This window comes from uncultured Thiodictyon sp. (assembly GCA_903837595.1).
Lineage (GTDB): Bacteria > Pseudomonadota > Gammaproteobacteria > Chromatiales > Chromatiaceae > Thiodictyon.
In genome coordinates, this window is sequence record CAILVI010000182.1 from 19,394 (window position 1) to 29,927 (window position 10,534).

A 10,534-nucleotide genomic window follows, 5' to 3' on the forward strand; every position below is an offset into this window, starting at 1 on the left:
CGACTGGAACTGGGACGACGACTGATGCATCGCTACCATCCCAACGTCTCACACCCAATATCCGTCTCGTGTTCGACTGCCGGGGCATGACCGAAAACGCCCGCCGCCGCCCGTGGGGACGGCCAGCCACGGCAGGCGAGAACGGAGTCGTCGTGGCTGTTCGGCCCGCCCGGCTAGTGACTTTTCGTTCCACCCCCTACAATGGCCGCCTGTCGGGAATGTCCCGGCTGACTGCATCCCGCGTTGTTCCAAGTCAAGAGTCTCCCCCCATGACCGCCCCACCGAGCCCTGTCCCAATGAACGATGACGCCGTGCGCGAGCGTCACCGCCGGCGCATGCAGCGCCACAAAGAGGTCGTGGACGCCCGCGTGGCCGGGGCCACGCTCGATCGCGGCGTGCTGGTAGTCAACACCGGCAACGGCAAGGGGCAAGAGCTCAGCCGCTTTCGGGATGGTCGCCCGTGCGTTGGGCCACGGCATGAAGGTGGCTGTGGTCCAGTTCATCAAAGGGCATCGCACCACGGGTGAGGAAACCTTCTTTCGGCGTTTCCCGGAACTGGAATACCACGTGATGGGGGAGGGGTTCACCTGGGAGACTCAGAATCCGGACCTGGATCGGCGCGCGGCCCTGGCCGCCTGGCAGACGGCGGCGGGCTTTCTCGCCGATCCGTCCTTCCAACTGGTGGTGATGGATGAACTCAACATTGCCTTGAAGCTGGGCCTGGTGCCGCTGGACCCGGTGCTCGTGGCCCTGGACAACCGCCCGCCCCACCAGCATGCCGTGGTGACCGGGCGCGGTGCCCCGCCCGAGCTCATCGAGATCGCCGACACGGTCACCGAGATGCGCCCGATCAAGCACGCCTTCGACGCCGGGGTCAAGGCGCAGCCGGGCATCGAGCTGTGACCCCCATCCCCCCGGCCGGGCGCACCCTGATCCTGGGCGGGGTGCGCTCGGGCAAGAGCCGTTTTGCCGAGGGGCTGGCGCTGGGCAGCGGGCTACCGGTCATCTATTTCGCCACCGCGCGGGCAGGGGATGCGGCGATGGGCGAGCGCATCGCGGAGCACCAGCGCCGCCGCCCCACCGACTGGTGTCTGGTGGAGGAACCACTGGCCCTGGCGGATCGGCTGGCGGCGGCGGCTGCCCCCGGGCGCTGCTGCCTGGTGGAGTGCTTGACCCTGTGGCTCACCAACCTCCTGCTGGAGGTCGATGCGGCGCGGATAGAACGCGAGATCGCGGCTCTGCTCAGCGTTGTGGAGTGTGCCCCCGGGCATGTGATCCTGGTCGGCAATGAATCGAACATGGGCGTAACCCCCTTGGGGGAGTTGTCGCGCCGCTACTGCGACCTGGCCGGGGGCCTGCACCAGCAACTCGCCGAGCGCTGCGCGCGGGTGATCCTGGTCGTCGCCGGTCTGCCCTTGATGGTGAAGGGGACAGCTGCGTGAGCCCCTGATCCAAGAAGCCTCTGTGTGTGCCGATGAACATTAGTAAACGCAAACAGAAATAATTGCTTGGGCTCTCAGATGACCGATTCACTCGACTGGCTTTCCCACCCCTGTGCCGCCCCCTCCGCGGCCGCCGCCGAGGCGGCGCGCCAACGCCAGGACCAACTCACCAAACCCCGGGGGGCCTTGGGCCGACTGGAGTCACTGGCGATCCAACTGGCCGGACTCCTGGACAACCCCAAGCCCAGCGTCGACCCGGTGCAGGTCTGTCTGTTCGCCGGCGATCACGGGGTGGTGGCCGAGGGTATCTCCGCCTATCCCCAGTCGGTCACGGTGTCGATGGTGTGCAATATCGCGGGCGGTGGGGCGGCCGTCTCGGTGCTGGCCCGCACCCTGGGTGCGGGACTGGAGGTGATCGACTGCGGCACCCTGGGCGACTTCACCGGGGTGCCCGGGGTGCGTTGCGAGGGTGTCGGCCCCGGCACTGCCAACCTGGCCCAGGGTCCGGCCATGACCCGGAAGCAACTCACCGCGGCGCTTGCGATCGGGCGCGCCGCTGCCGAGCGCGCCGCGGCTGCGGGTGTGCACCTCTTGATCGCCGGTGAGATGGGCATCGGCAATACCACCCCCGCGACGGCCCTGGCCTGTGCCCTGCTGGGGCTGCCGGCGGAGACCCTGGTTGGTCCCGGCACCGGGCTCGACCAGGCCGGCGTCCGGCACAAGGCCGTGGTGGTGGCCCGCGCCCTGGCCCTGCACGCGGCGCCTGATACCGACCCATTGGCCCTCTTGGAGCGGCTCGGTGGTTTTGAGATCGCGGCCATGGCGGGGTGCTATCTGGCGTGCGGCCAGCGGGGCATTCCGGTGCTCGTGGACGGCTTTATCAGCACGGCCGCGGCACTGTGCGCGTGCCGCATCAACCCCGGCCTGCGTGACTGGCTGTTGTTCTCGCACGGCTCCGCTGAGCCCGGCCATCGTGCCCTGCTCGCCGCATTGGACGCGCGTCCATTGGTGGACCTGGGCATGCGCTTGGGTGAGGCCAGCGGCGCGCTGGTGGCCCTGCCACTGGTGCGGCTTGCCTGTGACCTGCATAACGGCATGGCAACCTTTGCCGAGGCGGGGGTGGCGGGCGCGTGACGGACCGCTTCATCGTCCTGTTGCGCCACGGTGAGGTCCAAGGCGGTGGGCGGTTTCGCGGCGGTCAGGACGATCCACTGAGCGGCACGGGTTGGGGGCAGTTGCGCGGCGCCGCGGCCCGGGAGCGGGAGCTGACCCATATCGTCAGTTCGCCGTCGCGGCGCTGTGCGGAGTTTGCCCGCACCCTGGCCGCCGAACGGGGCCTGCCGCTGGCGCTGATCGATGCCTTGGGTGAACGCCGCTTCGGCGACTGGGAGGGTCTGGCTGCCGACCAGATCCCCGTCGCGCAGCTGACCCGCTTTTGGGACGACCCGGTGGGTTACACCCCACCCGGGGCCGAGCCCTTCATGGAGTTTCGCGGGCGCGTGCTCGACGCCTGGCAGGCGCAACTTCAGGGCCGCGACCCGCACACCCTGATGCTCACCCACGGTGGTGTCTTGCGGGTCATCATGGCGCAGGTCCTGGGTATGACCGACTGCGCCGGGCTTCTGCTCGAGGTGCCCTATGCCTGTGTGACGCGCTTGCGGCTGCCCGCGCCGCCGGGCCGCCCGAGCCTGATGACCCATGCCGCCGGGGCGGATTGAATGATCAGCTTTGATCGCAAGGGGCTGCGTCCGCTCTGGATCGCCGGACGTTTACTCTCCCGTTTCCCGTTCCCCGACCCGGGGCAGGTGGCGCCGGACGAGCTCGGCCGGGCGGTTCCCTGGTATCCGGTAATCGGTCTGCTGCTGGGGCTCGCGCTTGGACTGGTCGCGGCCCTGTTGGGGCCGGCGTTGCTCCATCGCCCGGCCGGGGTGGCGGCGGCGCTGGTGCTGATCCTGTGGGTCTGGTCGACCGGGGGGCTGCACCTCGACGGCCTGGCGGACACCGCGGACGCCTGGGTGGGCGGGCAGGGCAGTCGCGAGCGGACCCTGGCCATCATGAAAGACCCCGCCAGCGGTCCAGCCGGGGTGTGCGCGCTGGTGCTGGTGCTGATTGCGAAATTCGCCGCCTTGACGGCCCTGATCGGGGCGGGGGACGCCTGGTTACTCCTGTGGGTGCCCCTACTCGCGCGGGCGCAGTTGCCGCTGCTGTTGATCACCACACCCTATGCCCGTCCCCAGGGGATGGCGGGCGACCCCGCGCGGCTGGCCCCGCCGGGAGCCTGCCGCTTGGTCGTCGCGCTCAGCGCCGGTGCCGCGGTGCTGGTCCTGGGCTGGACCGGCGTGCTCCTGACGATAGCAGCGGCGGCCCTCTATTGGCTGGTGCGCCGGGCGCTGCTGGAGCGTTTGGGTGGCTTCACCGGCGATACGGCAGGTGCCCTGGTGGAGCTGACCGAGACCCTGTTGATCCTGGTGCTGGCGATGGTTTAGCCGTGCTGCCCTTGGAACCCGACGCGATGCCTTTAGCGGCGTAGGATGGGTAGAGCGAAGCGAAACCCATCACCTCCAGGCAGCCAACGCTCGCGGTTCACGATGGGTTTCGCGGCCCGCCTGCCTGTGCGCCAAACCTCAGCACCGTGCCGGGGCCGCTCTACCCATCCTACAACTGCCGCCGGTCGAACAACAGGGCCGCAAGCGCGTCGGTCAACCCGCGCGCCGCAACCCCAGCAAGCCATAGTTAAATCGCCGCTGCCCGATGTCCACCCGGTAACCGCCCGCGCCGTCCAGTGCGGGCACACCAGCCGTCCCGGGCGCGACATCGCGCAGCCAGCGCGCCGGTACCGGCAGCGCCTCGATGGCCGATCCGGTGAAGGGTGACGCCAGCGCCACGCCGAGCTCGACGGTCACCGAGCCTTCCCCGAGCCGCGTCGGAACCGCCTCAGTCACCGGCTGCTCGGCATAGGGCCGTGACCAGTCGAGCAGCCCGCCCTGCGCCTGTTGCCGCTGCGTCAGCCGCCGGCCCCAGGTCTCCTGCCACAAGGGCAACCAGCCTTGCCGCTGCGCGAAGGCCTGCAGCGAATCGGGATGGGTGGCCGTCTCCACCAGCACCCGTACATCGTCCGGCACCGCGATGCGGTCCTTTCCGCGCAATGCCTCCAGGGTGGCGAGCGTCGCCAGCACGTCATAGACATAGGCCCATTCGCTGCCGGCGGGCATCTTACCCCGCTGGCCCTGCGCCAACCGGAGCGCCACCGCGGCGGTCTCCTCCAGCGCCTGCGGTTCAAGCACCAGCATCGGCAGCACCTGGTGCGGGCGATGGCGCCCCAGCCGCCCGCGCCGCTGCAACAGCACGTCTGACGGTGCGGGGTCGGAGACCAGCAGGTCCGCGTCGATATCCAGCGACTGCTCCGCGGTCTGGGTGGCGACGATGGCGAGCGGCACCCGGGTACCGCCCTTGCCGATGACACCGACCAGCCGCGCGTCGAGCGTCTGCCGATCCAGGTCCGCATAGCGCGAGTGGTGCAGCATCGCCGGCACGCCCGCCGCCAGCAGTTCTTGATAGGTCGCCGTCGCGGTGTCCACCGTGGAGCGAATGACCAGCGCACAGCCGCCGCCGCGCACGCAGGCCACCACCTCGCCCAGCGCGGTGGCGTAGCCCGTCACCCGCAGCGACGAGCGGACGGTCGCCACCGCGACGGACAGCGCATTCACCGCGGGGTAAGGCACGGCCAGCGCCTGCGCCAACGGCAGCCGCGGGCGCTGCTGCGACTCGGCGCGCAGCACCTCGCCCAGCGTGGCGGACATCAGCAGGCAATGCCCGCCCAACGCCAATTGCCGCCGCACCAGCGAACGCACGATCTCCAGCATACTCGGTGGCCGCCGCGCGGGTGGGCAGGGCGAAATCGAGCCCGTCCACCAGGCCAGCCTCCACCAGTTGCAGCGCACGCAGCAGCGCGGCCTCGGTCTTGCCGGTGCCGGTGGGCGCCTCGATCACGACCAGCCGCTGCGTGAGCGGCACCGCGCCGATCACCAGCTGAGCCCCGATGGGTGCGCCCGGCAGGATCGTAGTCGCGGGCGCGCCCGAGTGCTAACCGGACCAGGGCAGCGAGTCGAGCCTCCGGCCACCGCGTGAGATTCGTCGCGGCCGGGGGGCCGCTCCTACGCCGTAGGAGCGGCCCCCCGGCCGCGACGGGTTGCTGCAAGCACCCGTGGCCAGAGTGATGATCATAGCCACCGGCCGCTGTCGGTGAACCCCCGCGCACGGGGAACAGATCCTCGCACATATCCATCTAACGACCATTGCAAAACAGCAGCCCCTATCACCCCACCGCAAACAGCATCGCCCCCCGCCCCCGCGATGGCACCGACATCACCAGCCCATCGACCAGCCCCGCCACGGGCCGGTACACCGTTCCACCTCGCTCCGACCGCACCGCATCCAACGCGCCGTCGAGCGACGAGGTTTCAAGAACACGCTCCCCCACCCGCCCACTGGGAGGGCACGACTGGCGACCGAGACACAGCGGGAACACCGGTGCGCTAAGTGCCTCAAGGAGTTGCGGCGCTGTCCATGGCGGATCGACCACCGCGACCACGCTCATGTCGGCGTCGGCAAGCAGCGGGCGATACTGCATCTGGCGCTTCTTGGCCGGACCGCCGCCCGCCCGCTCGATGACCTGTATGGCGCCGTGCCGATCCACCACGGCGCACTTCATCCCGATGGCCAGTTGGTTGGTTCCAGTCGAATAAAGCCGAAGCCGCGCTGGCGGCCAAGGCCCTGGGCGAGGGTCGCGGCAAACTGGACTGAATCGGTGACTGTCAGGACACCGCCCATGTCGGCGACCGGGAAGACGCGTTCGGTCCACCCGCTACCCTGGCGCCGCACCATGCCGGTGAGGCGCGCGCCGTCGAGCCGTATCTCCTGCACCGAGACGCCGACCAGGCGCTCGGTCAGATACTCGGCGTAGACCTGGGCACGGTTGTGCTGCCCGTCGGGCGCCTGGCGCACCGCGTACAGCAGGGCGTCGATCTCGCCCTTGCCGGTCTGGCGCACGGTGGGCACCAGTCGCACCCTGAAGCGGAGTGGCTGACCATCGCGTAGCGGCGGCACGCGACGGCCTGGGGCACCATCACGGCAAACTGGGCGAGGACGGGCGAGGAGCCGGCAATCGCGGGTGGCGGCGCGGCGGCCATCACGCCGCCTCCGCCCGGGACTGAGCCCGGCCCCAGCTCATCGCAATATCCTGCCGCAGCATGGCACGAACCTGTTCCTCATCGAGCGCATCGGCCAGGGCGAGCGCCGCGAGTGTCGACAGGTCCAGCGCCTTCGCCTCATGTGCGGCCAGCCAGCGGACCACCTCGGCCACCTGCCCCACCAGGGTCTCGCCGGTGGCGGTCAGCAACTGGCGCACCCGCATTTCCGAGTAGGCGGTCTGCGCCAAGGCCTTGCCGATCGGCATGGCCCCTGACCGCAGCGCGCCCAAGGCCGGCAGCACTGCACGCCAGACGGCCTCGGTTTCCGGCCGATCCATCAGGCGGGGCGGCACTTGGCCGAGGAGCATCCAATACAGCATCGGCGGCTCGGTCGCGAGCATGGTGCGCAGCCGCGCCCGGTCATTGGGTGTCCGGTGTTCAGCAATCGCTTGCAGGATGGCGTGGACCTGTTTCGACAGGTCCGGGAGTTCGGTCATCGTCGACTCTCCAGTGAGCTGATGGATGCGGGCACCCAGCCGATTGGCCCCGGCGGCGCGGCGTAGCGGGTCGGGACAGCCGGTCTCAATCTGCGCCCAGACCGCGCGCAGGACGGCAACGGCGGCTTTCAGCAGGGCGAGTTGTTCGGCCGCGGGGTCCGGCGGTTCGGCCAGGAGCACGAGGACGGTGGAGGTCAGCGGTTCGGTAAGCGCGTTGGCAAGCCCATGTGCGGCGCGTGCCTTGCTGGCCTTGACCGCGGCGGATTGAGCCGAGCCTTCGATCAGCGCACCGACGGCCCAGCGCAAGGCACCATCAACCTGGTCGGCGGAATCCAACGCCCGCTGGGAGAGATCGGCGGCGCGCTGCGGTTGCAGCGACAAGGAGAACACGGCTCGCTGAGTCAGCGGATGGAGCACCTCCCAGTAGCCGCGGGTCTTGCCCTGATCCACGCCGAGTCCACAGACCCGCACCACCCGATACCCCGGCACCCGCATGCTCCTCGGGCGGATGACATCGTTGGCGCCAAACAGCATCGCGTGCCGCGTCCGCATCGACCAGACACGGCCGCCCCATAACCGATAGGGTTTGCCATCGACAATGGGAACCTGCGGGTCGTCGCCATGCCCCTTGCCGGCAAGTCGGGAGCATACGGAGTGCTCGCCCACTCCGGCATAGCCGCCGGGGGCGGCGGCCACCAAGTGGCAAGGTCGGGCCTCCAGATAGGGATAGGGCACCGTGTCGACGGTGATGCCGCCGGCGCTGACCGGGCGTAGCCACAGGAAGTGGTCCGCGGCGCGGGTGGCCATCGCCTGGGCGCCGATGATGGATGCGGTGTGCTCCTCATAGGCGGCGATGAGGTGACGCACCTCGCCCGCGAGGGTGCCGTCATCGGACGGGAGCACGACCGATGGTCCTTGGCGGGTCCCGCCATTCCACTTGGCGACCGACAAGCCCCAGAGGCCACTCCAGAGGACAAAGATGGCCTCTTCGGCCGTGCCCTCGGCGACCGACTTGGCGGCGTGCTCGAGCTTGGTGAAGGTGAAATCGATATCGCTCAAGGTCATCGCCGAGCGATTCTTGCCGGGGTCGAGCGGGGGCTGGAAAAACCCCCCATCATCCTCGGGCGCGATGAGCCGCAGCGCGTCGGCACCGACCTGCGCCAGCCATTCCCGCTCCCAGTCCGCCGCCGCTTGCGGTGGGGCAACGGCATAGCGCCGCAGCGCGACCATCATGACCGCCAGGACGTTGACCGCCGGGCCGCGCTGGTGCGGTTCCAAGCGGGTGAGTTCCAATGAGTCCCCGGCCTGGATGGCCGCGAACAGCTCAAAGAGTCCGAGTTGCCGCCCCGGCGTACTGAAGACGGGTTGCGATACCTCGGTCACTTCGTCAACGCCAACCACAATCCTCGTCGTCAAAGCCATAGCGACCGCCGTTCTCTTTTCCTACTTGAAGTACGTGGTATATCGCTTCTTGACGAAAAGCAAAGTCGCGGTGAGCTATACTTTGTCCAGGAGCAATAGCATCCGATCAGCAAGCCTTTTATCGCGGCCCTCATCACGAGGCAGGCGGTGGGAGATGCAGCCAAGCAGCAAGGTCTCGACGGGTAACCGGGGCCGCTCAGCGCGGACCCAGGGCGGTTGCGCGCCACGGGGAGTCGGCGGCGCGCTGATCCGGGTCCCATCGGCACGCAGGAACGTCCGACCCACGCGCAATCAGCCCCCGTGGGCGCCCATGAGCGTCCCATAAGCGTGTAGGAATCGTTCCTACTCACGTATTTTTCTTTTCTCCCCTGAGTTGCAACCCATTGCGTATAATGGGTTATCCGCAACCTACCAGGGAATCCGCGGGAACTACGCACGCAGAAGCATCTGCTACGTGCGTAGGAACCTCTGCTACGCGCTTAGAAATCTCTCCTACGTACGCAGGAACCTCTCATGCACGCCTAGAAATGATTCATACGCGCGTAGAAACTGCTCCTACCTGCATAACCATCGTGTGGCGGCGTGCGGCCGGCTTGGTGCGGCACGTCGTCGGGCGCGACGGCCGGGTCCGACCCGACCACTGCCGGCAAGGCCCGTCGCGCGGCGGCGGGCCGTTCTGCTCATCCAACGTGGAGTATCGCAGCTATGTCGAAATTGCCATTTATGCCCCTGACGGATGGCGACTACCTGATCTGGGATAACCATTTCGATAGCCATCTGCCCGCACTCAAGGTCGCGCTGGGCCTGACCGATGAGGACCTGGCCACCAGCAGCGCCCACAACCAGGACCTCAACACCAGTTTCGCCGCCGCCACCCATGCCGCGGCCGCCGCCAAACAGGCCACCGCTGACATAAGGTGATTCATGTCCATGGCGACACGGAGTTCGGCCAGTTCAGCGACCAGATAAACGTCGCCTGTTCACCTTAGTACCCGCTCGGCCCGGCGCTGGGGCGGAACCTGGCGCCGGGCGAAAACGCAGCCCCTACAACATAGCGCAATCAGCCTGGTCTGCCTGATTGGGCCGTGATGGGTCGTCAGCCAAGTGCTGCACAAACCCCAGCAGCTGCTTGATGAAGGGTTCCGCGTTGAGCACACGGGCCCTGGTCAGGGTCTGGAGCGCCGCGGGCGCCTCGCCCGCGGCGAGTTGGCGCAGGGCATGGGTGATCTGTGCCTCGGCCGCCTGTTCCACCGCGAATAGTGAACTCAAGTCCGTCCCGCAGCGGCGACAGATCTCCTCTGCTTCCCGGCGGGCACGGCAATACGCGCAATGGTCCATCCGGCGTCGCCGTTAAGATTCCAGGTAATAGATTCAGATCGGCGAGTTGGGCGACCGCCAGTTCCAGGGCCTTGATGTCGTCCGCGGCCAAGGCATCGCGCACCGCCTCGATGCCGTCCACCAGGTCATCTCGGTCGTCCGTATTGGCCCCCTCCAGCAAGCGCTCGGCCTTCTCCACGGCGTCCAGGGTCGCGCGCAGATAGGGCTCGATCATCGCCTCATAGTCCTCACGGGACAGCTCCAATGAAAGATGGACCGGCGCTCCCGCGCTCTCCAACAGATATTCCTCATGGATGAGGGCGAAGAGGGCGTCAGGCCAGTGTCATCTCGACCTGCTGCAAGCGGGCCGTCTCACCCTGACCTGACCTGGCCGAGACCAATCGCCTGCCCGGTCAAGGGCTCCAGGCCCGTCGTTGCCGGGGGCCTCGCCGGTGAGCGGCTGCACCTCGACTCGGGCATCGGTCCCGGCCGCCGCCCGGTGGACCATCCGGGTTCGGTCGATGGGGGCGCGCCATGTACAGTCGCCATGCCCGCGAAGCCAGAGTCATCGCCGCGGTAGCCGACTGACAGGTCCATGACAGCTACGGCGGCGACACTGACAACCCTAGCACAAAAACTCCACCTATTATGGAACACCATCCCGGCA

At 68.3% G+C, this 10,534-nt stretch carries 10 protein-coding genes and 1 pseudogene; 6 read left to right on the plus strand and 5 right to left on the minus strand.

Annotated elements, in window-relative coordinates; all coding sequences use genetic code 11:
• Window positions 1-296: 296 nt before the first annotated feature.
• The 5 genes and pseudogenes from cobO (at window position 297) to QZY44_RS09765 (ending at window position 3,928) form a co-directional block, all read left to right on the plus strand.
• Window positions 297-903: pseudogene (gene cobO / locus QZY44_RS09745) on the plus strand (cob(I)yrinic acid a,c-diamide adenosyltransferase).
• The gene (gene cobU, locus QZY44_RS09750) at window positions 900-1,442 is read left to right on the plus strand and encodes a bifunctional adenosylcobinamide kinase/adenosylcobinamide-phosphate guanylyltransferase (protein WP_295445626.1); all 543 of its coding nucleotides are present in this window, start codon (window positions 900-902) and stop codon (window positions 1,440-1,442) included. Before cobO ends, cobU begins: the two are co-directional and overlap by 4 nt.
• A 78-nt stretch (window positions 1,443-1,520) precedes the next feature.
• Complete coding sequence (cobT, locus tag QZY44_RS09755; RefSeq protein ID WP_295445629.1) at window positions 1,521-2,576, plus strand: nicotinate-nucleotide--dimethylbenzimidazole phosphoribosyltransferase; 1,056 nt, start codon at window positions 1,521-1,523, stop codon at window positions 2,574-2,576.
• The gene (locus QZY44_RS09760; protein WP_295445631.1) at window positions 2,573-3,160 is read left to right on the plus strand and encodes a histidine phosphatase family protein; all 588 of its coding nucleotides are present in this window, start codon (window positions 2,573-2,575) and stop codon (window positions 3,158-3,160) included. The genes cobT and QZY44_RS09760 overlap by 4 nt, the downstream gene beginning before the upstream one ends.
• A complete protein-coding gene (locus QZY44_RS09765; RefSeq protein WP_295445633.1) occupies window positions 3,161-3,928 on the plus strand; it encodes an adenosylcobinamide-GDP ribazoletransferase in 768 nt (255 codons plus the stop codon).
• Between the two features lie 213 nt (window positions 3,929-4,141).
• On the opposite strand, the gene QZY44_RS09770 is transcribed toward QZY44_RS09765, so the two are convergent.
• The 4 genes from QZY44_RS09770 to QZY44_RS09785 form a co-directional block, all read right to left on the minus strand.
• The gene (locus QZY44_RS09770) at window positions 4,142-5,305 is read right to left on the minus strand and encodes a hypothetical protein (RefSeq protein ID WP_295445635.1); all 1,164 of its coding nucleotides are present in this window, start codon (window positions 5,303-5,305) and stop codon (window positions 4,142-4,144) included.
• Window positions 5,306-5,757: 452 nt separating this feature from the next.
• On the minus strand, window positions 5,758-6,153 hold the full coding sequence (locus tag QZY44_RS09775) for a type I-E CRISPR-associated protein Cas5/CasD (protein ID WP_295445637.1): 396 nt from the start codon (window positions 6,151-6,153) through the stop codon (window positions 5,758-5,760).
• Window positions 6,150-6,548 carry a type I-E CRISPR-associated protein Cas6/Cse3/CasE gene (locus QZY44_RS09780; RefSeq protein WP_295445639.1) on the minus strand — a complete coding sequence of 133 codons (399 nt, stop codon included), beginning with the start codon at window positions 6,546-6,548 and terminating at the stop codon, window positions 6,150-6,152. Before QZY44_RS09780 ends, QZY44_RS09775 begins: the two co-directional genes overlap by 4 nt.
• A gap of 82 nt (window positions 6,549-6,630) precedes the next feature.
• Window positions 6,631-8,511, minus strand: a complete 1,881-nt coding sequence (locus QZY44_RS09785) for a hypothetical protein (protein ID WP_295445641.1) — start codon at window positions 8,509-8,511, stop codon at window positions 6,631-6,633.
• Between the two features lie 744 nt (window positions 8,512-9,255).
• Here QZY44_RS09785 and QZY44_RS09790 point away from each other — a divergent pair.
• Window positions 9,256-9,471: a hypothetical protein gene (locus QZY44_RS09790; RefSeq protein ID WP_295445643.1), complete on the plus strand. Its 216-nt coding sequence runs from the start codon at window positions 9,256-9,258 to the stop codon at window positions 9,469-9,471.
• Between the two features lie 123 nt (window positions 9,472-9,594).
• On the opposite strand, the gene QZY44_RS09795 is transcribed toward QZY44_RS09790, so the two are convergent.
• Window positions 9,595-9,888, minus strand: a complete 294-nt coding sequence (locus tag QZY44_RS09795; protein ID WP_295445645.1) for a hypothetical protein — start codon at window positions 9,886-9,888, stop codon at window positions 9,595-9,597.
• Window positions 9,889-10,534 lie beyond the last annotated feature (646 nt).